Genomic DNA, 23550 nt, shown 5'->3' on the forward strand with positions numbered 1-23550 from the left:
GGCAGGCGGCCCGCCGCAGCGGACCAGATGGGTCAGGCCGGGTCGTAGGAGAGCACCGGCGCGAGCCAGCGCTCGAGCGCCTCGACGGTCATGCCCTTGCGGCTGGCCAGCGCCTCGACCTGGTCCCGGGTGATCTTGCCGGTGGAAAAGTACTTCGAGCGGGGGTGCGAGAAGTACCAGCCGGCCACCGCGGCGGCGGGCCACATGGCGAAGTTCTCGGTGAGGTCGATACCGGCGTTGTCGGTGGCCTGGAGCAGGCGGAACAGGGTCGCCTTCTCGGTGTGGTCGGGACAGGCCGGGTAGCCCGGTGCCGGGCGGATGCCCTGGTACTTCTCGGCGATCAGGGCGTCGTTGCCCAGGGTCTCGTCCGGCACGTAGCCCCAGAACTCCTTGCGCACCCGCTCGTGCAGGCGCTCGGCGAACGCCTCGGCCAGGCGGTCGGTGAGCGACTGGACCAGGATGGCGTTGTAGTCGTCGCCGGTGGCCTTGTACTGCTCGGCCAGGGCCTCCACGCCATGCCCGGTGGTGACGGCGAAGCCGCCGATCCAGTCGGGCGTGCCGCTCGGTTCTCCGTTGGCGTCATAGCGAGGCGCGATGAAGTCGGCCAGGCTGTGGCAAACACCGTCGCGGTTCTTGGTGGTCTGCTGGCGGATGTGGTGAAGTCGCTCGATCACCGCGCTGCGCGACTCGTCGGCATAGACCTCGATGACGTCGTCGTCGACGCTGTTGGCCGGCCACAGGCCGATCACGCCACGGGCCTGGATGCGCTTCTCGTCGATCAACTTGCGCAGCATCGTCCGGGCATCGGCGAACAGCTGGCGGGCCGCCTCGCCGACCTTGGCATCGTCGAGGATCTTCGGATACTTGCCGGCCAGCTGCCAGCTCATGAAAAAGGGGGTCCAGTCGATGCGCTCCACCAGCTCCTCGATGTCATAGTCGTCGAACACCTTGAGCCCGGTGATGGCAGGTCGCGGTGGCGAGTAGCCGTCCCAGTCCATGGCCGGCTTGCGCTGGCGGGCCTCGGCGTAGGAGAGATCGGCCGCCTTGGGGCGACGCTTGGCGTTGCGTTCCCGCACCGTCTGGTACTCGGCGTGGATCTCGTCGATGTAGGCCGGCTTCAGAGTCGGCGAGAGCAGCTTGCCGGCCACGCCCACGGCGCGCGAGGCATCGGTGACGTAGATCACCGGATGCTCATAGCCGGGCTCGATCTTCACCGCGGTGTGGGCCTTGGAGGTGGTGGCGCCGCCGATCAGCAGCGGCAGGGTGAAGCCCTGCCGCTGCATCTCCTTGGCCACATGGACCATCTCGTCCAGCGACGGGGTGATCAGGCCGGAGAGGCCAATGATGTCGGCGTTCTCGTCGCGGGCGGTCTGCAGGATCTTCTCGGCGGGCACCATCACCCCGAGGTCGATGACCTCGTAGTTGTTGCACTGGAGCACGACGCCGACGATGTTCTTGCCGATGTCGTGGACGTCGCCCTTGACCGTGGCCATGACGATCTTGCCCTTGGCCTGCTGACCTTCTGTAGAGAGCTCGCTCTTTTCCGCCTCGATGTAGGGCAACAAATAGGCCACCGCCTGCTTCATGACCCGGGCCGACTTGACCACCTGGGGCAGGAACATCTTGCCGGCGCCGAACAGGTCACCGACCACGTTCATGCCGTCCATCAGCGGCCCCTCGATCACCTCGATGGGCCGCTCGGCCCGCTGCCGGGCGAGCTCGGTGTCTTCCTCGATGTAGGCGGTGATTCCCTTGACCAGGGAGTGGGCGATGCGCTTCTCGACCTCCCAGGAGCGCCACTCCAGGTCCTCCTTCCTGGCCGGGCCGCTGCCATCGCCCTGGTACTTGTCGGCCAGTTCCAGCAGCCGTTCCGTGGAATCGGCGCGGCGATTGAGCACCACATCTTCTACGGCCTCGCGCAATTCCGCCGGCAGATCGTCGTAGACGGCCAGTTGGCCGGCGTTGACGATGCCCATGGTCAGGCCCGCGCGGATGGCGTGGTAGAGGAAGGCCGAGTGGATGGCCTCGCGCACCGGGTTATTGCCACGGAAGGAGAACGACACGTTGGACACGCCACCGGAGACCAGGGCATGGGGCAGGTGCTCACGGATCCAGCGGGTGGCCTCGATGAAGTCAACGGCGTAGTTGTTGTGCTCCTCGATGCCGGTGCCGATGGCGAAGATGTTGGGGTCGAAGATGATGTCTTCCGGCGGGAAGTCCAGCTCGTCGACCAGGATCCGATAGGCACGCTGGCAGATCTCGGTCTTGCGGGCGAAGGTATCGGCCTGACCCTGTTCATCGAAGGCCATGACGATGATGGCGGCGCCGTACCGCCGACAGGCGGTGGCCTGCTCCCGGAAGGCGTCCTCGCCCTCCTTCATCGAGATGGAGTTGACGATGGACTTGCCCTGGACGCACTTGAGCCCCGCCTCGATGATCGCCCACTTGGAGGAGTCGATCATGATCGGCACCCGGGAGATGTCGGGCTCCCCGGCGATCAGGTTGAGGAAGCGCACCATGGCCTCCTCGGACTCGAGCATCCCCTCGTCCATGTTGATGTCGATGATCTGGGCGCCGTTCTCCACTTGCTCCAGGGCCACTTCCAGCGCGGTGGTGAAGTCCTCCTCGACGATCAGCCGCTTGAAGCGCGCCGAGCCGGTGACATTGGTACGCTCGCCGACGTTGACGAACAGCGCATCGGCCTCGATGTTGAAGGGCTCGAGCCCGGAGAGGCGGCAGGCGCGCGCCCGCTCGGGCACCCGGCGCGGCGCCAGCCCCTGGATGGCGGCGTGGATCGCCGCGATGTGCTCGGGGGTGGAGCCACAGCAGCCGCCGATGATGTTGACCAGGCCACTCTGGGCGAACTCGGCGACGATCGCCGCCATCTCCTCCGTGGTCTGGTCGTACTCGCCAAACTCGTTGGGCAGGCCGGCGTTGGGGTGGGCCGAGACGAAGGTGTCGGCCTTGGTGGCGAGCTCCTCGACATAGGGCCGCAGCTCCGCCGCCCCCAGGGCGCAGTTGAGCCCGACGGAGAGCGGGCGGGCATGGCGTACCGAGTTCCAGAAGGCCTCGGTGGTCTGGCCCGACAGGGTGCGTCCCGAGGCGTCGGTGATGGTCCCGGAGATCATCACCGGCAGCCGTTCGCCGCGTGCCTCGAACAGCTCCTCCAGGGCATAGATCGCCGCCTTGGCATTGAGGGTGTCGAAGATGGTCTCGATCAGGATGAGGTCGGCGCCGCCCCCGATCAGCGCCTCGGCAGCCTCGTAGTAGTTCTCGCGCAGGGCGTCGAAGGTGACATTGCGCTTGGACGGGTCGTTGACGTCCGGCGACAGGGAAGCCGTACGCGAGGTGGGCCCCAGCACGCCGGCCACGTAGCGCGGCACGCCGGTCTCCTCGGCGACGGCGTCACAGACTGCACGGGCCAGACGCGCCGATTCCCGATTAAGCTCGGGCACCAGGTCTTCCATGCCGTAGTCGGACTGGGAGAGACGCGTGCTGTTGAAGGTGTTGGTCTCGACGATGTCGGCGCCGGCCTCCAGGTACTGACGGTGGATGCGCGTCACCAGGTCGGGACAGGTCAGGGCCAGCAGGTCATTGTTGCCCTTGAGGTCGCTCGACCAGTCGGTGAAGCGTTCACCACGAAATTCCTGCTCGGAAAGCCCGGCATTCTGCAGCATGGTGCCCATGCCACCATCGAGCATCAGGATGCGTCGCGCGAGGCTGTCATGGAGCGTGGCGGTCAGGGTGGTAGGAGCGGCGGCCATGGGTCGAATCAATCTCCAGCGTGGGGCAAGGGTCGAGCCGGCAGCGGGGCGCCTGGGGCGTCTTGTCGAAGGTAGGCGCTGCGGGCCAGGGGCGGTCCTGCCGGACTCCGGGACATCGGCAGGCCGCCGGGAAAGGCGCTCATCTTAGCAAACGCCACGGCGCTGCGGCAGGGGGCAGGCTAAAACCCAGCAATTCAGTCGGGATTGTGTCAGCCGCGCGGGTCGCTTACCATTGAGGGCAGCACACTTTCTGTACCTGTCGCGACGCCACCCCGGCGCGACATGTCACGATAGCGAGAGCACCATGAGCGACAGCATCCAGATCACCGACAGCGCCCAGGACTACCTTGCCGAACTGCTCGAGAAGCAGAGCGTCGAGGGCATTGCAGTCCGCATCTTCATTACCCAGCCGGGCACCCCCTACGCCGAGACCTGCCTGGCCTACTGCCGGCCCGGCGAAGAAGAGCCCAGCGATCAGCTGCTAGAGCTCGAGAAGATCCGTGTCTACCTGGACAAGAACAGCCTGGCCTTCCTTGAGGAGGCCGTGGTCGACTTCAACGCCGATCGCATGGGCGGGCAGTTGACCATCAAGGCGCCCAACGCCAAGATGCCCAAGGTCAATGCCGACAGCCCACTCGAGGATCGCGTCAACTACATCCTCTATAGCGAGATCAACCCGGGACTGGCCTCCCACGGTGGCGAGATCAAACTGGTCGAACTCACCGATGACCAGTTCGCGGTGCTGGCCTTCGGCGGCGGCTGCCAGGGCTGCGCCGCGGTGGACCTCACCCTCAAGGACGGCGTGGAGAGGACCCTGCTGGAGCGCATCCCGGAGCTCGCCGGGATCCGCGACGTGACCGACCATACGGACACCACAAACGCCTACTACCGCTAGGCCGCTCGGACTCCCATCCGGGAGCACAATTCATGGCGCGATTGCTGGCCTAGGCGCCCGCTTTCAGGAAGCCTTCGGCCTCCATCGCGATCTGAAGATCGCTCCCACGAAACTCGTTGTCCTTTTTACCCTTTCATCTTGCCCCCGAAGGCCCCGCATCCGCGGGGCCTTCGTCGTTCTCGGGCACCTCCTCGCGATTCCGGGCAGGCACCGGCGCCTGCCAGAGGCAGCGATGGAGCTGGGTCTCCAGGTCGCGCAAGCGACGCACCTGCTCCTCCAGCAGCTGCTTCTGCTCGTCGATGCGCGCCTGCATCAGGGCCTGCTCATGCTGCAGGGTCCGGGTTCGCTCCTCGGCCTGGAGGCGCGCCCACTCGGTCTCGCGGTGACGCTTCTCTTCCTCGGCCAGGGCGCCGCGTGCCTCCTGCGCGACCTGCTGAGCCCGCTCCAGTCGCGCCTCGAGCTGCTGCAGCCTCTGAGCATGGCGTTTCTCGGCGGTCTGTCGCTCCTGGCGCGCCTCGTCGAGCAGCCCCATCAGCCGCGCCTCGCTGCTCTCGTGACGCTTTTCCTCCCGGGCCAGGCGCTCCTGGTGGTGCGCGGCCTGCTCGCTGAGGGCCTGCTGCCGCTCGTGCTCCTGCTGCAGGCTCGCCAGCTGCGCCTCCAGGCGAGTCTGCCGGGTGGCGAGCTTCGCCTCGCGCTCCGCCAGGACATCGCGCTCTGACTCGCGGCGCGCCAGTTCGCCGCTCTGCTCCTCGAGGCGCTGCTCGGTTCGCGCCAGGTGGGCGGCCAGCGCCGACTCCCGCTGTTCGGCGTCCTCGGCCCGGCGCAGGGCCTCGCCGGCTTCCTCCCGCGCCGTCTCCACCCGGCCCTCTGCCTCCTGCCGGTAGTGGGCGAGGGCCTCGTTGGCGGACACCTGGGCCTTCGCCCACAGCGATTCGGCGAGTTCCTGCAGGGCCTCGGGCATGCCCCGCGGCGGGGGCAGGTCGCGGTTCTCCTCCCGCCGTGTCCGCCACTCCCGCAGGTGCTCGCTGATGGTCGTGAAGCTGCCGGTGCCCAGCACCTCGCGCACCTTGTGCACGCTGGGCGCCTCTCCCTTCTCCAGCAGGGCATCGATGGCCCGCTGAACATCCTCGTAACGCACGCCGCTGCGCGCCATGGTCGTGTCCTCGTGGTTGTCTGCCGGGGCTGCCCCTGGGCTTTCGTGGGCAGTGTACCCGCGGGCGGTTCGATATTGAAGGTAATTACGTTTTATGTTCGATGTAATTTTATTTACGGTATGCAGAAGAAAATCAAGATTACGCGGCTTATCTTGATTTTCATGCCTGGAAGGCCGGATACTGAGCGGCAAGGCGCAAGGCGCAAGGAGCGGATATGGACAGTGAGACGTGGCCGGCAGCGCCCGGCGAGAGGCGCGAGGCGACATCGACGGCGCTCGAGCGACTCGCGCTGTCGCCCGGTGAGACGGGAGAGCGGCAAGGCCTGCACATCACCGCCGGCAGCGATGCCGAAGCCGTGGCGCAGTGGCTCGACGAATACCGGGCCAGCCCCCGGACCCTGCGTGCCTATCGCCGCGAGGCGCAGCGCCTGCTGCTGTGGCTGGCAGAGCAGGGCAGGGGGCTCGATGCGCTGCGCCGGGAAGACCTGGACCTCTTCGAGGCCTTCCTGGCCGATCCGCGACCCGCCGAGCGCTGGATCGGGCCGGTGCGCCCGCGTCGCGACCCGCGCTGGCGTCCCTTCCGCGGACCGCTGTCGCCCGCCAGCCGCCGCCAGAGCCTGGTGATCCTGCAGGGCATGTTCGCCTGGCTGGTGGAGGCGGGCTGGGTCCGCCACAATCCCTTCCGCCTAATGCGCGACAAGCGCCGGCGCCTGGACAACCGCCAGGGGAGCATCGAGCGCTACCTGGAGCGCCCCCTGTGGGACTGGCTATGGGACTGGCTCAACCGGCCGGCGGAGGAGGACGCCTCGCCCCGGCGGCATTACGAGCTGACCCGGCTGCGGCTGGTGTTCGGCTTTGCCTACCTGCTGGCCCCACGGATCGGCGAGATGAGCGCGGCGCGCATGAACGACTTCCAGCGCCGCGAGGGGCGCTGGTGGTGGAACGTAGTGGGGAAGGGCGACAAGGTGGCGCGTATCCCGGTGCCGCCGGACATGATGGAACTGCTGGGTGCGTGGCGCCGGTCGCTGGGCCTGGTGGGAAAACCATCGCCGGATGACGCCTCACCTCTGCTGCGGGCCCTGGACGGCCGGCGGGGGCTGGGCGACAACCGCCTCTATCGGCTGGTCCGTGATGGCTTCCGGGAGGCGGCCGAGGCGCTCGAGCGGGAGGCGGGCGAGGCGGCGCAGGGTGAGGTGCTGCGCCTGCGTCGGGCGACACCGCACTGGCTGCGTCATACGGCCCTGACCCATCAGGCCCAGGCCGGGGTGGAACTGCGCTATCTGGCCGCGACGGCTCGCCACTCGCGTCTCGACACCACGGTGCGCTACCTGCATGCCGAGGACGAGGAGTGGCATCGCCAGCAGGCGCGGCACGGACTGGGGGTCGGACGGGCGAGGGCAGCACACACCGATGATCGAGATGACGGCCGTGAGCCGTTATAATGGCACACGCCTTTTCCAGGAGAGACCATGACTGCCGAGACCACCGCCGAACAGGCCCAGCAGGAGCTTCTCGACGAGTTCGAGATGTTCGACAACTGGATGGATCGCTACCAGTACCTCATCGACATGGGCAAGCAGCTGCCGGCCTTTCCCGAGGAGTGGAAGGTCGACGAGCTGAAGATCCAGGGCTGCCAGTCCAATGTGTGGATGCACCACCGCCGCGACGGCGAGACCCTGCACTTCGATGCGGTCTCCGATGCCGCTATCGTCTCCGGGCTGATCGCCGTGCTGATGCGCATCTACAACGACCGTCACCCGGCGGATATCCGCACCACCAGCCCCCACTTCATGAAGGACCTGGGGCTCGACAAGCACCTCTCGCCGACCCGCAGCAACGGCCTCAACGCCATGCTGGAGCGGATCTACCGCGTGGCCGAGGCGGAAGCGGCCGCCTGATCAGCGGCCGCCTGGCGGCCGGTCGTCCGTCCGGCAGCGGAACTGCTCGTCAAGCTCCGGATCCTCCCGACAGAGCCGCTCGCTGGGTCCGCCCGGGACCGGGTCGATGCCGCCCTCGCAGCCCGGATGACAGCGGGCGATTCGCCGCACCGCCAGGATCCCGCCCTTGAACGGGCCATGCACCCGCAGCGCCTCCACCGTATAGCTCGAGCAGCTTGGCCAGTAGCGGCAGCGCGGGCCCAGCAGGGGGCTCAGCGTGAACTGGTAGAGCCTCACCGCAGCGATCATCAGCCAGCCGAGGGCCCGGCCCAGCCAGCGCAGCAGGCGATGGATCCCGGCGACCAGGCAGGGCACGTCTCAGCCCTTGCCGTAGAGAGCGTCGGGGTCGATCAAGGGGTCACTGGCGATGCGTGCCTCGTCACCCTCCAGCGCCACGTAGAAGCAGCTGAGCCTGCCGCTGTGACAGGCAGGCCCCGTCTGCGCCACCTGCAGCAGCAGGGTGTCGCCGTCGCAGTCCAGCGCCGCGCCCTTCAGGTGCTGCTGCTGGCCGGAGCTCTCGCCCTTGCGCCACAGCTTGCCCCGCGAGCGCGACCAGTAGCAGACCCGGCCGGTACGCAGGGTCTCCTCCAGGGCCTCGCGGTTCATCCAGGCCATCATCAGCACCTCGCCACTGTCGTGCTGCTGGGCGATAGCCGGGATCAGGCCGTCGGCGTTGAAGCGGATGGCGTCGAGGATCCCGGCCAGGGGGAAGCGGCTGTCGCCGGCGGCCCGCTCGAGGGCCTTGAAGGTGTCGCTCATGAAATCTCCGCAGGGGCGGCGGGGTGCTCGGTTGCCTGTCGGCAGGCGTCACACTGGCCCAGCAGCTCGATGGTCTGGCGCTGGACCGCGAAGCCCAGCTCCCTGGCGCGACGCGCCAGGTGGTCGTTGATCTCGTCCAGGTGCAGCTCCTCGACCCGGCCACAGAGGCGGCAGATCAGCAGCTGGAAGCCGTGGGCATGCTCGGGGCAGGGGCAGGCCACATAGGCATTGAGGGACTCGATGCGATGCACCAGGCCCTGGTCGATGAGAAACTCCAGGGCGCGATACACGGTAGGCGGCCGTGCCGCCGCGTGTTCCGCCGCCAGACGGTCGAGCAGGTCATAGGCCTTCAGGCTGCCGGGGGCAGCGGCGATCATCTCCAGCACCCGTCGACGGATCGGCGTGAAGCGCGCGCCGCGCTGCTGGCACTGCCGTTCGGCCTGTCGGATCATGTCGCGGGGATCGGTCATGGCACCCGGGGCGATGGCGGGGAGGATGCAACATTCTACGCGCCGGGCCGGCGAGGGGCCAGCCGTCCGCACTGTGGGGCGCCGGGGGCAAGCCGCCGGATCAGCCCAAGCAATTCTGCAATCTGCAATACCCTCACGCCTTTCAGGCCGTCTCGCGCAGCTCGCTGGAGCGGGCGAAATGATGCTGGGAGAAGGCAACCCTTTCCTCGGGCGCGACCCCCTCGGACTGGCGTTCGATCAGGTCGAGCCGGGAGCGCAGCCCCTCGCCGTTGGCCATCTGGATCGCCAGCCCCGGACGGGCGTTGAGTTCCAGCAGCATGGGACCATGGTCCCGGTCGAGCACCATGTCGGTGCCGAGATACCCGAGCCCGGTCATCTCGAAACAGCCGGCGGCCAGCCGCAGCAGGGTGCCCCAGTCGCTGATCTGCAGACTGGCGAGCTCGTGCCCGGTGTCGGGGTGGTCGTGGCGGGTGCGGTCGAACTGCACCCCGCGGATCGCGGTGCCGCTGGCGATGTCGATGCCCACGCCCACGGCCCCCTGGTGCAGGTTGGCCTTGCCGTCCGAGGCGGCAGTGGAGAGGCGCATCATCGCCATCACCGGGTAGCCCTTGAAGACGATGACCCGGATGTCCGGCACCCCCTCGTAGGTATACTCGGAGAAAGATGCGTCGAAGTTGATCAGTGCCTCGATCAGGGCCACGTCAGGCGACCCCCCCAGGGAATAGAGCCCGGAGAGGATATTGGAGACATGGCGCTCGACGTCGCCGAGGGTCAGCTGGGCGCCGCTAGGCTTAATGTAGCGATCGCCTTCGATCCGCTCGATGACCAGGATGCCCTTGCCACCGCTGCCCTTGGCCGGCTTGATCACGAACCCGTGGTGGCCGACGAGCATGGGACCGATATGCTTGACGCCGAACTGGGTGGTCACGGTGCCGATCAACGCCGGTGTGGTGATGCCGTACTCCTGGGCCAGCAGCTTGGTCTTGAGCTTGTCGTCCACCAGCGGGTAGAGCCGACGGTTGTTGTAGCGGCCGATGTAGCGGATGTTGCGCCGGTTCATGCCAATGATTCCCTTGGCATGCAGGCGGGCAGGGGTCGTCCACATGGTGTCAGTCCTCCGTGACCGGCTTGAAGCGGCGCAGCTCGAGCAGGCGATAGCCGGTGTAGTTGCCGAGCAGCAGGATCAGCGCCATCAGGATCAGCTGGACGCCGAGGAAGTTGAAGGTGATGTGGCGGATCCAGGGGTTGTTCATCGCCAGGTAGGCCAGTACCGCGGTGAGCAGGCTGCCGCCACCCTGGATCAGCACCTGCTTGGGACCTTCCTCCTCCCAGAGGATCGACATCCGCTCGATGGTCCAGGAGAGGATGATCATCGGGAAGAAAGTGATGGTCAGGCCGGCGTTGAGCCCGAAGCGGTAGGAGAGCACCGAGAACACCGAGATGATGGCGATGACCGTGATGATCACCGCCGTCACTCGCGCCACCAGCAGCAGGTTCAGGTAGGAGAGATAGTTGCGGATCACCAGTCCCACGGCCACCACCAGCAGAAAACCGATCAGCCCGGTGATCAGGGTGGTCTGGATGAAGGCCAGCGCGATCAGCACGGGCATGAAGGTGCCCGAGGTCTTGATGCCCACCAGCACCCGGAGGATCACGACCATCAGTGCGCCGATGGGGATCAGCAGGATGGTCTGGAACAGCGCCTGGTCTTCCAGGGGCAGGCTGTGGATCGAGAAGTTGAGCAGGGTGTCATCGGCCAGCTCGCTGCGCACCGCCGCCGCCGCCGGCTGGTTGCGGGAGAGCATCGAGAAACCGATCCGCGAGTTGCTGCCGCCCTGGACCTCGAGTACCGCCTGTCCGGCGGACTCCCAGAGGAGCAGGTTGTCCGGCCGGCCCCGGGCACCGGTGCGAGGATCGAACAGCGCCCACTCCTGGTCATCGAAGACCTGGATCCAGGGTGTCAGGCTCTGCCGCCGGCGGCCGTGCTCGAGCAGCAGGCCGCTGACCTCGCGGGCCGGCACGCCGGCCTGGTTGAGCAGGCGCGCCAGCAGCGGGGTGCGATCGAATTGGGTCAGCAGGAGGCGAGCATTCTCGCCCTGGCGCTCCTCTGTGAAGTCGGTGATCAGCTCGCGCGCGAAGGTGAAGGGGTCGGCGCTGCGCGTCCAGGCCCGCTCGATCACCTGGCTGGCCGCGGTGTCGTAGGGGCTTTCCCAGACGATGTCACGCCGCAGGGGAGGGGCCTCGACCTTCGGGTTGCGCGACTCCGGGGCCACCAGCGCCTGGACGCTGTAATAGAGCTGCTGGTCGCCGATGGCCTCGCGGGTGGACCATTCGGCGCGACGGCCGCCGTTCTCCTCGAGGAAGGCCAGCCCGTAGCCGGGCGAGGCGGTGTGTTCGGTGAGGATGCGATACCCCTGCTGACTCGAGGGCAGCGCCATGTTGACCTTGGCCGGGCCGCCCTCGGCGGTGAAGTTGACCTGGGCCTCGATCTCCCAGACCTGGCGTTGTTCGCCCGGTGTCCAGGGCACCTCGAACTGCACGTGGCGGTGGATGCTCAGGGCAACACCGGCCACCAGCAGGAAGGCGACGATCAGGTAGAAGGGCAGTCGTGACATGGGTCTTCCTTGATGGGGCTTGGGTCAGGCGACGTAACGAACGTCACTCATCGGCTGCTTCCTCGCGATCAGCGGCCTCGTCGGCGCCGGCTTCCGCTGCCGGACGCCCGCCCGGGAACTCGGGGCGTTCATGCAGGTATTGCTCGGCCACGTCGATGACGGCGATGTCCATCAGGAAACGGCGACCCAGCAGTACCGGATGGTCCAGGTGGGTGCGGTCATTGAGGCTGAACTGCACCGTCTCGCGCAGCGGCCCCAGGGTCATCAGCAGGCTGATCACCGGACGCGAATCCTCGCCGGAAGCCTGGATGATGCGCACCCGGCGCTCCACCGGGGCCTCGATCCACTCGCCGCGCACGCTCTCGACCAGGCTATCATCGTCATTGAGCCCCAGCTTGAAGCGCACCCAGTTCTCGCCATCACGCTCGAAGCGGGTGATCTTGGTGGCCGACAGCGACGAGGTGGTGGCACCGGAATCGATGCGCGCCTTGAGGTAGGTGCCGACACCGGGCAAGCCGATCCATTCGCTGCGCCCCAGGATCTCCTTGTTGTCCAGGCGAGTCTGGCTGTCACGGCACTGGCGGGTCACCTCCGGTGCGTCGTCATCGCGGTCGAGGCGCGCCACCTCGCCACGCAGTTGCCGCAGCAGGCTGCCGACCTCGCGCACGTCCGCCGACAGCGCCTGCTGGCGTTGCAACTGCTGATCGAGCCTCGTCTGCTGGTCGGTCACGCAGATGGAGGTGACGGCGCCTTCCAGCCGCTCGATACGTGCCTGGAACTCTGCGCTGGTGACGGGCGGCGGTGGGGGCTCGCGCTCGGGCAACAGGGTGCAGCCGCTCAGCAGCACGGTGGCAACGATCAGGGTGCCGGCGAACGGCAGGCGATGGCGCATGAACAGAGCTCGAGCATCGGGATGATGCGTGATGATAAGGAGTCGCCTCCAGCCTTGTCCAACGTCGACGGGGTGCGACAGCATGATTATAGACGGTCCTGACGGCATCATCCCCGACCATATCCCCGGCCATGATTTAACATAATATACATTATACGAACTTAAGGAGATAAGCCATTTCAGCGTCCTCAATCGCACGGCGATGAAGAAATTCGGGGTCACCCTTGCCGAGATCACTATCGTCTTCGACCGGACGCCGTGACAAAACGCCCCCGGCTCGCGGGAGCCGGGGGCGTCGGAGAATCATCTCGACAGCGCTGGTCGATCAGAGCGGCTTCTTGTCGTCGGCCTCGGCCGGCGCGTAGGAACCATCCTCGCGGTGCACTTCGTTGCCGGTCAGGCCCGGCGTGAACACGCAGGCCAGGTGCATGGTCTTGCTGGCGCGCAGCAGGTGCTCGTCGTGCTGGTCGAGGATGTAGATGTCACCCGGCTTGATCGGCCAGATCTTGCCGTCGGCCAGGGTCTCCACCTCGCCTTCGCCCTCGATGCAGTAGACCGCCTCGAAGTGATGCTTGTAGTGGATGTGGGTCTCGGTGCCTTCGAAGATACGCGTGATATGGAAGGAGCAGTTGCCGCCATCATCAGCCAGGCTCAGGCGGGTGCTGTCCCAGTTGCCGTTCTCGGCCTTGACCAGGCGGTCGGTCTTGCGGGTTTCCTCGAGGTTGCGAACGATCATGGTTGCTCTCCAGTGGTGTCAGTGACGGACCGGTCAGCCCCTGCCGACCGGTCGATGACCGGGCCACCCACATGGGGCGACACCCTCAGACTATCAGCTAAGCGCCTGCTTGGTACTAGTCTCGAGGATATCGAGGCCCTTCTCCAGCTCTTCGTCGGTGATGGTCAGCGGGCAGAGGCACTTGACCACCTCGCCGTCCTGACCACTGGTCTCGATGACCAGGCCATTCTCGAAGGCCTTGTGGGTGATCTTGTCGGCAATCTCGCCGCTGCCAACGTCGATGCCACGCATCAGGCCACGGCCACGCTCGGAGGCCTCAATGCCCAGCTCACGGAGCATGCCGGCGATTTTCTGGAAGCGCTTGGCGACCACCTCGCCCTTGCGCGCCACGTCCTGCTCCAGCGCGTCGTCGCTCCAGTACTGGCGCAGGGCGGCGGCCGCGGTGGTGAAGGCCAGTGCGAAGCCGCGGAAGGTGCCGTTGTACTGGCCCGGTTTCCAGACGTCGAGCTCGGGGCGCATCAGCACCTGGGAGAACGGCAGGCCCAGACCGGAGAGCGACTTGGAGTTGGTGACGATATCGGGGACGACGTCGGCATGCTCGAAGCTGAAGAACTTGCCGGTGCGACCGCAGCCGGCCTGGATATCGTCGACGATCAGCAGGATATCATGGGCGCGGCAGATGCCCTCGAGGCGCTTGAGCCAGTCGAGGCCGGCGACGTTGATGCCGCCCTCGCCCTGCACGGTCTCGACGATGACACCGGCCGGGATGTCTAGTCCGCCGGACTTATCGCCGAGCAGCTTCTCGAAGTAGTCCAGAGTGTCGGTGCCCTCGCCCAGGTAGCCGTCGAAGGGGATGAAGCTGGCGCCCTGGGTGGGCACACCGCCGGTGGCCTCGCGGAACTTACGGTTGCCGGTGGCGGCCAGCGCCCCCATGGTCACGCCGTGGAAGCCGTTGGTGAAGCTGACGATGTTGTAGCGGCCCTTGGCATGGCGCGCCAGGCGGATGGCTGCCTCGACGGCATTGGTGCCGGTCGGTCCGGGGAACTGGACCTTATAGTCCAGGCCGCGCGGCTTGAGGATCACCTCTTCGAGGGCCTCGAGGTAGTCACGCTTGGCGGCGGTCCAGAAGTCCAGGCCGTGGATGATGTTGTCCTCGGCCAGGTAGTCGAGCAGCGCCTGCTTGATGTGCGGGTTGTTGTGGCCGTAGTTGAGGGTGCCGGCGCCGGCCAGGAAGTCGATGTATTCGCGGCCGTTCTCGACGGTCAGGCGTGCATTCTGGGCCTTGGTGAAGACCACCGGAAAGGAGCGGGAATAGGTCCGAACGTCGGACTCCATGCGTTCGAGGATCTGGGTCTGCATGTGCGACCTCCTGTTGGCAATAGAAAGGGATCAGGACGTGCTAGCGCGGCTGAAGAAGTGTGGGGTCGCCTGCCGCCCTGGAGCGGTAGGACCAGTGAAGCGGGACCCTCAGATACGATCGGTCTGGAAGGGGCCAATGCGCACGAGGTTTTCCGGGTCGTGCTCGCCACCGAGCTGGTCGGTGGAGAAGTACTCGCGGCTGTTGAGCGGCGCCTGCCAGCGTTCGGCAAGCCGCCGAAACAGGCCCCAGGAGGCCTGGTTGTCGGGCGTGATGGTGGTCTCGAGATGGTAGACCTCGGCCATCTCCGGGCGGGTCATGACGGCTTCCACCAGGCGGCGGGCCAGACCGGTGCCGCGCGCCTTCTCGCCGACCGCCACCTGCCACAGGAAATAGGTATCCGGGGCGTTGCTCTTCACATAGCCGGAGACGAAGCCGACAATCTCGCCCTCCTCGTTGGTAGCCACAGCGCAACTGTCGCGGAACTGGGTCGCCAGCAGCAGGTAGGCATAGGCGGAATTGACGTCCAGCGGGGGGCAGGACTTGACCAGTTCGTAGATCCCCCAGCCGTCATCCGGATTGGGCTTGCGGATGAACAACGGGTAGGCCTCGTGACCGACCACGGCATCCGCTACGGTGGGGCGGGCCAGGTCGGCGGAGGGCGTGAAGGGCTCGGTGGTTGCGTTCATTGTCATGGTTCGCTGTAGCGAATTTGGGGAGGAGTATAACAGCGGCTAATCGGCAATTCAAAACCATGATTATCCTGGCGCCACGGATCCATAATGGAAAATTATGCTGCGTGATCCCCGCTCGTCAGTCGAGCCGCGTATCTTCGATAATAGACCACTGCGGTGCCTGCAGCCGGCATGGGCTCAGCGCCGTGTCGGCACGGGCATGGTGACGAACTCCTCGGCACCGGTGGGGTGGATGCCCACGGTGGCGTCGAAATCGGCCTTGGTGAGGCCCGCGCGCACCGCCACGGCGATGCCCTGAATCACCTCGCCGGCCTCCTCGCCCACCATGTGGGCCCCCACCACCACATCGCGCTGGTCGTCGACGACCAGCTTTATCAGGCAGCGCTCGCTGCTGCCGGAGAGGGTGTGCTTCAGGGGGCGGAAGTCGGCGACATAGACGCGGATCTCGCCGCACGCCTCGCGGGCCTGCTCCTCGGAGAGCCCCACCGTGCCGATGTTGGGGTGACAGAACACCGCGGTGGGGATGTTGCGGTAGTCCAGCGCGGCCGGCTCGGCCTCGTCGAAGTGGTGCCTGACCATCTGCATCGCCTCGGCGAGCGCCACCGGCGTCAGTTCGGGCCCGCCAGTCACGTCGCCCAGGGCCAGGATGGAGGGCACTGAGGTCTCGAAGCGCTCGTTGACACGCAGGTGGCCGCTGTCGGTCAGCGCGATGTCGAGGCGGTCGAGGCCCAGCCCCTCGAGATGGGGGCGGCGACCGGTGGCGGACAGGACGGCATCCACCTCGAGCTGCTCGCCGTTGGTGAGGCTCACCCGCAGTCCCCCTTCGACCTTCTCGATGGAGGCTATGTTGGCCTCGAAGTGCAGCTGGACGCCCTTCTTGGCCATCTCGTCGCGGGTGAACTCGCGCACCTGCTGGTCGAAGCCGCGCAGGAAGAGCTCGCCGCGGTAGACCAGGTGGGCCTCGCTGCCCAGGCCATTGAAGATGCTGGCGAACTCCACGGCGATATAACCGCCGCCGAGGACCAGGAAGCGCTCGGGAAAGCGCTCGAGGTCGAAGACACGGTTGGAATCGACCACGTGCTCGTTGCCCGGGAAGTCCGGCACCCAGGGCCAGCCCCCCACCGCTACCAGGATATTCGCCGCGCTCAGGGTCTCGTCGTTGACGCTGACATGGTGCGCATCCAGCACCCGGGCGCGGCCGTTGATCAGGCGCACACCGGCAGTGTCCAGCAGGCGCCCATAGATGTCGTTGAGCCGCTTGATCTCGCCGATCTTGTTGTCACGCAGTGTGGTCCACTCGAAGCGCGGGGCCTCGGACAGGTGCCAGCCGAAGCCGCCGGCGTCCTCGAAGGCCTCGTGGAAGTGCGCCGCATGGGAGTAGAGCTTCTTGGGCACGCAGCCCACGTTGACGCAGGTGCCGCCCAGGTAGCGATCCTCCGCCACGGCGACCCGCGCGCCGCTGGCGGCGGCGGTACGGGCGGCGCGGACCCCGCCGGACCCCGCCCCGATCACGAAGAGGTCATAGTCGAAATCTGACACGCAAATCTCCTGTCGAAGGGTCGAGCCGCATCGGCCCGCCAGTGAATCTCGAGACGGATCATACCAGCCGAGACGGGGCCCTGGGAGAGCGGTTGACCGCCTCGGCGGGTGAAGTTACAAGGGTTCACCCTACAACCCCGACCGAGCCAACCGGAGCCCGCCATGAAACAAGAGATCGAGAGACTGCTGGCCAACAACCGCCGCTGGGCGGAGAAGATGTGCCAGGACGATCCGGACTACTTCGCTCGCCTCGCCCGCCAGCAGAGCCCCGAGTACTTGTGGATCGGCTGTTCCGACTCCCGAGTGCCGGCCAATCAGATCATCGACCTGCCGCCGGGCGAGGTCTTCGTCCACCGCAACGTGGCCAACCTGCTCCACCACAATGACATGAACGCCCTCTCGGTGGTGCAGTTCGCCGTGGACGTGCTCAAGGTGCGCCACATCATGGTGGTCGGCCACTATGGCTGCGGCGGCGTGCGCGCCGCTGTCGCCGGCGGTGAGTGTGGCATGGTCGACTACTGGCTGCATTCGGTCCGCGAGCTCTACAGTCGTCATCGTGGAGCCCTGGAAACACTGCCCCTCGAGGAGCAGGTCGACCGCATGTGCGAGCTCAACGTCGAGGCCCAGGTCAACAACCTGTGCCGGACCAAGATCGTCCAGCGGGCCTGGCAGCGCGGCCAGGCGCTCTCCGTGCACGGCTGGGTCTACGGGCTGAGCGACGGCCGGGTCTCCGATCTCGACTGCAGCGTCCATGGCCTCGACCAGGTCGCCACCCTCTATCGCATCGACCGCATCACCCCCGCCGGAGACTGAGCCAGGCCCCATCCGGCGGGGCTCATTCGCCGGGCGCATGAGCCCTCTCACAATTTCGATTGTGCCTGCGTGGCCGAGCTCACTATGTTGTTGGCTGGACCTTCGCGGTCATCACATCAACAACAAGCCAACCAGCATGGAACGACACATGACTCTCAAGAAGACCCTACTGGCGAGCGTGATCGGCGCCGCCATGACCACCGCCGTGCTGCCCTCCGTGGCCAGCGCCGAGACCACCCTGCGCATGGCCTACGATGCCGACCCGGTCTCGCTGGACATCCACGAGCAGCTCTCCGGGGGGATCCTCCAGCTCTCCCACATGACCTTCGACCCCCTGGTGCGCTGGAACAAGGACCTGGCCTTCGAGCCGCGCCTGGCCACCGGCTGGGAGCAGGTCGACGACACCACCATGCGCATGACCCTGCGTGATGACGTGGCGTTTCACAGCGGCAATGCCTTCAGTGCCGAAGATGTGGTGTGGACCGTCGAGCGCCTCAAGCGCAGCTCGGACTTCAAGGCGATCTTCGAGCCCATCGAGAGCGTCACGGCCATCGACGACACCACCGTGGAGTTCAAGACTGCCAAGCCCTATCCGCTGCTGCTCAACCTCGCCACCTACATCTTCCCGCTGGACAGCGAGTTCTACAGCGGCACCGACGCGGACGGCGACCCCAAGGACGAGATTGTCAAGAACGGCAACTCCTTCGCCTCGACCCACCTCTCCGGCACCGGCCCCTTCACCGTGGTCGAGCACCAGAAAGGCACCCGCATGGAGTTCGACCGCTTCGACGACTACTGGGACGACGAGTCCCCGGGCAACGTGGAGCGCATCGTGCTGACCCCGATCAGCGAGAACGCCACCCGGGTGGCCGCCCTGCTCTCCGGGGACGTGGACTTCATCGCCCCGGTGCCGCCCAACGACCTGGAGCGGGTGCGCGAGGACGAGGATGTCCAGCTGGTCACCATGTCCGGCACGCGGATCATCTTCTTCCACATGAACCAGGAGCGCGTCGAGGCCTTCCAGGACCCGCGGGTCCGCCAGGCCTTCGCCTATGCCGTCAATCAGGAGGGCATCGCCGACCGCCTGATGAAGGGCTTCGCCACCCCGGCGGCGCAGTTCTCGCCAAAGGGCTATGCCGGCCATGTCGAGAGTCTCGAGCCGCGCTACGATCTGGAGAAGGCCAAGCAGCTGATGGCTGATGCCGGCTACGAGGATGGCTTCGAGATCTCCATGATGGCGCCCAACAACCGCTACGTGAACGATGCCAAGATCGCCCAGGCGGTCGCCGCCATGCTGGCGCGCATCAACGTCACCGTGGACCTCAAGACGCTACCCAAGGCCCAGTACTGGGGGGAGTACGATGACCGCGCCGCCGACATGATGCTGATCGGCTGGCACGCCGACACCGAGGACAGCGCCAACTTCCACGAGTACCTGACGGCCTGCCCGGATGCCGACAGCGGCGCCGGCCAATACAACGCCGGCAACTACTGCAACCCGGCGCTCGACAAGCTGGTGGCCGAGGCCAACCTGGAGGTCGACCTCGAGAAGCGGGCCGAGATGCTGCAGCAGGTCGAGCAGACCCTCTATGACGAGGCGGCCGTGGTGCCCCTGCACTGGCAGGATCTGGCCTGGGCCTCGGCGTCCAACATCGATATCGAGCCGATCCTCAACGTGATGAACTTCCCCTACCTCGGGGACCTGGTCATCGAGGGCGAGTAAGCCTGCCCCGCACCGGCCCGCACGGGCCGGTCATCCGAAACCTTGACCTCTGCGACGCGCTCGCCCGGCGAGTGCGTCGCCGCGTGTTGCACACGGGACGCCAGCCATGATCGCCTTTTTGATCAAGCGCCTCTTCCATGCCCTGCTGGTGATGTTCATCATCAGCATCATCGCCTTCGCCATCCAGGACAACCTGGGCGACCCCATCCAGCAGATGGTCGGCCAGTCGGTCCCAGAGAGCGAGCGCGAGGCCCTGCGCGAGCAGCTGGGCCTCAACGACCCCTTCCTGGTCCAGTACCTGCGCTTCGCGGGCAATGCCCTGCAGCTGGACTTCGGCTACTCCTACATCTTCAACCAGCCCACCACCGAGGTGATCCTGCGCCACCTGCCGGCGACCCTGGAGCTGGTCTTCGCCACGACCCTGCTGATCGTGCTGCTCTCGGTGCCGATCGGCGTCTATAGCGCGATTCGGCCCCGGGCGTGGCTGTCGCGTTTCTTCATGGGGGTGTCGATCATCGGCATCTCCATCCCAGTCTTTCTCACCGCCATCATGCTGATCCAGCTGTTCGCCATCGGGGTGAGCTGGTCGCCCTTCCCCGCCGATACTGGCTGGGGGGCCTGGCTCAACGACCTGGTCAGTACCGAGGGCGGCATGCCGGCCTACGGACGCGGCAACCCGGTGCCCGTCTTCGGCACCTGGGCGACCAACTTCGCCTCCCTCGAAGGCCTCACCTACCTGGTGCTGCCGGCCATCTCGCTGGCCTCGATCATGCTGCCGCTGTTCATCCGCCTGATCCGCGCCGAGATGCTCGAAGTATTGCAGTCCGAGTACGTGAAGTTCGCCCGCGCCAAGGGCATATCGCTGCGCCGCATCTACTTCTTGCACGCCCTGAAGAACACCATGCTGCCGGTGATCACCATGGGCGGGGTGCAGATCGGCACCCTGGTGGCCTACACCATCCTCACCGAGACGGTCTTCCAGTGGCCAGGCATGGGGCTGATGTTCCTCAATGCCATCCAGCGCTCCGACGTGCCGCTGATCATCACCTACCTGATGATCGTGGGGCTGATCTTCGTGATCACCAACACCCTGGTCGACCTGATCTATGGCCTGGTCAACCCCACCGTCAAGCTGACAGGGAAACCCGCATGACAACCACGAACTCTTCCATGGCAAGCGCCCCCGTGGCGAGCCGCTGGTCACGCTTTCGCGGCTCCTACTTGCTCTACAGCTTCAAGCGTGACCCGATCGCCCAGCTCAGCCTGGTGGTCTTCATCGCCCTGGTCGCCGTGGCGGTACTGGCACCGTGGCTGGCGCCCATGAACCCCTATGACCTGGCGCAGATCGATATCATGGCCTCGGAACTGCCGCCCTTTTGGGTCGAGGGCAGCGACCCGACCTACCCGATGGGCACCGACGCCCAGGGCCGCGACCTGCTCTCCACCCTCCTCTATGGCGCCCGGGTGTCGCTGATCATCGGCTTCGGCGCGGTGGCCTTACAGGCACTGCTGGGCGTCAGCTTCGGGCTGCTCGCCGGCTATCTGGGGGGGCGCGTGGATGCCTTCCTGATGCGCCTGGCCGACATCCAGCTGTCGTTCTCCACCCTGATGGTGGCCATCGTGGTGGGCGCGTTAGTCAAGGCGGCGTTCGGTGGCGCCACCTTCAGTGCCTATGCGGTGCCACTGCTGGTGCTGATCATCGGCCTGGCCGAATGGCCCCAGTACGCACGCACGGTGCGCGCCTCGGTGCTGGCCGAGCGCAGCAAGGAATACGTCGATGCGGCCCGAGTGATGGGCTTTACCAGCCGGCGGATCATGTTCCGCCATATCCTGCCCAATACCCTGTCGCCGATCTTCGTCATCTCCACGGTCCAGGTGGCCAACGCCATCATCTCCGAGGCGGCGCTCTCCTTCCTGGGACTGGGCATGCCGGAAACGCACCCGTCGCTGGGCTCGCTGATCAAGTCCGGCTTCGACTACCTGCAGTCGGGCTCCTGGTGGATCACCCTGATCCCCGGCCTGGTGCTGGTGGTGCTGGTGCTGGTGATCAACCTGCTCGGCGACTGGCTGCGCGACGTCCTCAACCCGCGACTCTACAAGGGCTGATCCCATGGCACTCCTCGACGTAAACCATCTCGACGTGCGCTTTGCCCTTCGCCGCGGCGATGTCCAGGCGCTGCGCGATGTCAGCTTCAGCCTCGAGCGCGGCGAGCGCCTGGGGATCGTGGGCGAGTCCGGCGCCGGAAAGTCGGTGGCGGCCTTCAGCCTGCTCAACCTGATCGCCAAGCCGGGCTATATCGCCGGCGGCAGCATCCACTTCGACGGCCGTGACCTGACCCAAATGAGCGACCGGGCGCTGCGCCATGTCCGCGGCCATCGCATGTCGATGATCTTCCAGGATCCGATGATGACCCTGAACCCGGTGCTCTCCATCGGCGAACAGATGGTCGAATGCCTCAAGGCCCACCGGCGCATCTCGAACCGTGAGGCCCGGGCGATCTCGCTGCGCAAGCTCGAGCAGGTGCAGATCCCCTCACCCGCGGCACGCCTGGACCAGTATCCCCACGAGCTCTCCGGCGGCATGCGCCAACGGGTGATCATCGCCATCGCGCTGCTGCTCGACCCGGACATCATCATTGCCGACGAGCCCACCACGGCGCTGGACGTGACCATCCAGGCCGAGATCATGGCGCTGTTGCTGGAGCTCTGCGAGAAGCACAATGTCGGCCTGATCCTGATCACCCACGACCTGGGCGTGGTCAGCCAGGTCACCCAGCGCATGCTGGTGATGTACGCCGGCCGGGTGATCGAGCAGGGCCCGACCCGGGAGATCATCAACGACCCCCAGCATCCCTACACCCAGGGGCTGATCAACGCCCTGCCCCAGATGGCCACCCCGGGCAGCCGGCTGAACCAGATCCCCGGCAGCATGCCCTCGCTGGACAACCTGCCGAGCGGCTGCGCCTTCCACCCGCGCTGCGGCTTCGTCGAGCGCGCCGACGGCACCCCCCGCCGCGCCTGCATCGACGAGGCCCCCGGTTTCGTGACCTCCGGCAACTGCCGGGTCGCCTGCCACATGGTCGCCGAGATGCTCGAGCGCGAACGCATCCCGGCCGAGGAGATTCGCTGATGAGTGCCACCGCCAAAGCCCAGGCCCTTTCGCCAGAGGCGGCTTCCCCCCTGCTGGAAATCCGCGGACTGGAGAAGCACTTCTCGCTCTCCGGAGATTTCCTCGAGCAGCTGAAGTTCAAGGGGGGCAGGATCGTCCGCGAACAGCAGCACGTGCATGCCATCAACGGCGTCGACCTGGATATCCAGCGTGGTGAAGCGCTCTGCGTGGTCGGCGAGTCCGGCTGCGGCAAGTCCACGGTGGCCCGCACCGTAATGGGCCTGCTCCACCCCACTGCCGGCGAGATCCACTATGACGGCCAGCGCATCGACGATCTTTCCCACAAGGCGCTGATGCCCTACCGCCGCCGCATGCAGATGATCTTCCAGAACCCCTATGCCTCGCTGAACCCGCGGATGACCATCCAGCAGACCCTGGAGGAGCCGATCCGCCTGCACCACCCGGACTGGTCGCCGCAGCGCATCAAGGAGCAGGTGGCCGAGGTGATGACCTCGGTGGGCATCGCGGCCGACTGGGGTGGCCGCTATGGGCACGAGTTCTCCGGCGGCCAGCGTCAGCGCATCGCCATCGCCCGCGCCCTGGCGGTGGACCCCGAGTTCATCGTGGCCGACGAGCCGATCTCGGCGCTGGATGTGTCGATCCAGGCCCAGGTGTTGAACCTGCTGATGGAGGCCCAGCAGCAGCGCAACCTGACCTACCTGTTCATCACCCACGACCTGGCGGTGGTGGAGCACTTCGGTACCCGGGTGGCGGTGATGTATCTGGGCCGGGTCTGCGAGGTGGCGCCGACGGCAACGCTCTTCGCCCGGCCGCGACACCCCTACACCCAGGCCCTGATGTCGGCGATCCCGCGCCTCGAGGACGACCGGCCGCAGCACATCCGCCTGCAGGGCGAAGTGCCCACACCGGTCAACCTGCCCTCGGGCTGCGTCTTCCACGGCCGCTGCCCCCATGCGAACGAGCGCTGCCGACGCGAGGTCCCGGCGCTGATCGCCACCGCCGATAGCGGCCAGGTGGCCTGTCACGCCGTGGAGGAAGGGCGCATCGACTGAGGCCCGCCGCGCTATGGCAC

General features: G+C 66.5%; 21 protein-coding genes. 9 read left to right on the forward strand and 12 right to left on the reverse strand.

The window, feature by feature from the left end; translation table 11 throughout:
• Positions 1-32: 32 nt before the first annotated feature.
• Positions 33-3764, reverse strand: a complete 3732-nt coding sequence (gene metH / locus OP497_RS00760) for a methionine synthase (protein ID WP_280545844.1) — start codon at positions 3762-3764, stop codon at positions 33-35.
• A 304-nt stretch (positions 3765-4068) separates the two neighbouring features.
• On the opposite strand from metH, the gene nfuA reads away from it, so the two are divergent.
• Entirely contained in the window at positions 4069-4659 is a 591-nt protein-coding gene (nfuA, locus tag OP497_RS00765; RefSeq protein WP_280545845.1) for a Fe-S biogenesis protein NfuA, read from the forward strand.
• A gap of 133 nt (positions 4660-4792) precedes the next feature.
• Here nfuA and OP497_RS00770 read toward each other — a convergent pair whose 3' ends face one another.
• Positions 4793-5812 carry a DNA-binding protein gene (locus OP497_RS00770; protein ID WP_280545846.1) on the reverse strand — a complete coding sequence of 340 codons (1020 nt, stop codon included), beginning with the start codon at positions 5810-5812 and terminating at the stop codon, positions 4793-4795.
• A gap of 215 nt (positions 5813-6027) precedes the next feature.
• On the opposite strand from OP497_RS00770, the gene OP497_RS00775 reads away from it, so the two are divergent.
• Together OP497_RS00775 and OP497_RS00780 are read left to right on the forward strand one after the other, a co-directional pair.
• Entirely contained in the window at positions 6028-7254 is a 1227-nt protein-coding gene (locus OP497_RS00775; protein WP_280545847.1) for a site-specific integrase, read from the forward strand.
• Positions 7255-7281: 27 nt separating this feature from the next.
• Positions 7282-7710 (forward strand): SufE family protein, encoded by a 429-nt coding sequence (locus OP497_RS00780; RefSeq protein WP_280545848.1) that lies wholly within the window; start codon positions 7282-7284, stop codon positions 7708-7710.
• Here the strand turns inward: OP497_RS00780 and yidD are convergent, their stop codons facing one another.
• The 10 genes from yidD to gorA form a co-directional block, all read right to left on the reverse strand.
• Positions 7711-7998: a membrane protein insertion efficiency factor YidD gene (gene yidD, locus OP497_RS00785; protein WP_280546023.1), complete on the reverse strand. Its 288-nt coding sequence runs from the start codon at positions 7996-7998 to the stop codon at positions 7711-7713.
• Between the two features lie 69 nt (positions 7999-8067).
• Positions 8068-8508: a phosphoribosyl-AMP cyclohydrolase gene (gene hisI, locus OP497_RS00790; protein WP_280545849.1), complete on the reverse strand. Its 441-nt coding sequence runs from the start codon at positions 8506-8508 to the stop codon at positions 8068-8070.
• Complete coding sequence (locus OP497_RS00795) at positions 8505-8978, reverse strand: transcriptional repressor (RefSeq protein ID WP_280545851.1); 474 nt, start codon at positions 8976-8978, stop codon at positions 8505-8507. Before OP497_RS00795 ends, hisI begins: the two co-directional genes overlap by 4 nt.
• 142 nt (positions 8979-9120) lie before the next feature.
• Positions 9121-10083, reverse strand: a complete 963-nt coding sequence (locus OP497_RS00800) for an alpha-L-glutamate ligase-like protein (protein WP_280545852.1) — start codon at positions 10081-10083, stop codon at positions 9121-9123.
• Between the two features lie 4 nt (positions 10084-10087).
• Complete coding sequence (locus OP497_RS00805) at positions 10088-11593, reverse strand: UUP1 family membrane protein (protein WP_280545853.1); 1506 nt, start codon at positions 11591-11593, stop codon at positions 10088-10090.
• A gap of 43 nt (positions 11594-11636) precedes the next feature.
• Complete coding sequence (locus OP497_RS00810; protein ID WP_280545855.1) at positions 11637-12485, reverse strand: ATP-dependent zinc protease; 849 nt, start codon at positions 12483-12485, stop codon at positions 11637-11639.
• Positions 12486-12810: 325 nt separating this feature from the next.
• A complete protein-coding gene (locus tag OP497_RS00815) occupies positions 12811-13221 on the reverse strand; it encodes an ectoine synthase (RefSeq protein WP_280545856.1) in 411 nt (136 codons plus the stop codon).
• 93 nt (positions 13222-13314) lie between these two features.
• Positions 13315-14580, reverse strand: coding sequence for a diaminobutyrate--2-oxoglutarate transaminase (gene ectB, locus OP497_RS00820; protein WP_280545858.1), 1266 nt, complete (start codon positions 14578-14580; stop codon positions 13315-13317).
• A gap of 108 nt (positions 14581-14688) precedes the next feature.
• Positions 14689-15267 carry a diaminobutyrate acetyltransferase gene (gene ectA, locus OP497_RS00825; protein WP_280546024.1) on the reverse strand — a complete coding sequence of 193 codons (579 nt, stop codon included), beginning with the start codon at positions 15265-15267 and terminating at the stop codon, positions 14689-14691.
• 183 nt (positions 15268-15450) lie between these two features.
• A complete protein-coding gene (gene gorA / locus OP497_RS00830) occupies positions 15451-16812 on the reverse strand; it encodes a glutathione-disulfide reductase (protein ID WP_280545860.1) in 1362 nt (453 codons plus the stop codon).
• A gap of 162 nt (positions 16813-16974) precedes the next feature.
• On the opposite strand from gorA, the gene can reads away from it, so the two are divergent.
• The 6 genes from can (at position 16975) to OP497_RS00860 (ending at position 23530) form a co-directional block, all read left to right on the forward strand.
• Positions 16975-17625: a carbonate dehydratase gene (gene can, locus OP497_RS00835; protein WP_280545862.1), complete on the forward strand. Its 651-nt coding sequence runs from the start codon at positions 16975-16977 to the stop codon at positions 17623-17625.
• A 148-nt stretch (positions 17626-17773) separates the two neighbouring features.
• Positions 17774-19348 (forward strand): ABC transporter substrate-binding protein, encoded by a 1575-nt coding sequence (locus OP497_RS00840; RefSeq protein WP_280545864.1) that lies wholly within the window; start codon positions 17774-17776, stop codon positions 19346-19348.
• Positions 19349-19454: 106 nt separating this feature from the next.
• On the forward strand, positions 19455-20501 hold the full coding sequence (locus OP497_RS00845; RefSeq protein WP_280545865.1) for an ABC transporter permease: 1047 nt from the start codon (positions 19455-19457) through the stop codon (positions 20499-20501).
• Positions 20498-21454, forward strand: coding sequence for an ABC transporter permease (locus OP497_RS00850; protein WP_280545866.1), 957 nt, complete (start codon positions 20498-20500; stop codon positions 21452-21454). The genes OP497_RS00845 and OP497_RS00850 overlap by 4 nt, the downstream gene beginning before the upstream one ends.
• 4 nt (positions 21455-21458) lie before the next feature.
• Positions 21459-22478 carry an ABC transporter ATP-binding protein gene (locus tag OP497_RS00855; RefSeq protein ID WP_280545867.1) on the forward strand — a complete coding sequence of 340 codons (1020 nt, stop codon included), beginning with the start codon at positions 21459-21461 and terminating at the stop codon, positions 22476-22478.
• Positions 22478-23530, forward strand: coding sequence for an oligopeptide/dipeptide ABC transporter ATP-binding protein (locus OP497_RS00860; RefSeq protein ID WP_280545868.1), 1053 nt, complete (start codon positions 22478-22480; stop codon positions 23528-23530). Before OP497_RS00855 ends, OP497_RS00860 begins: the two co-directional genes overlap by 1 nt.
• Positions 23531-23550: the final 20 nt, after the last annotated feature.

The organism is Halomonas sp. 11-S5 (assembly GCF_029889825.1).
Classification (GTDB): domain Bacteria; phylum Pseudomonadota; class Gammaproteobacteria; order Pseudomonadales; family Halomonadaceae; genus Halomonas.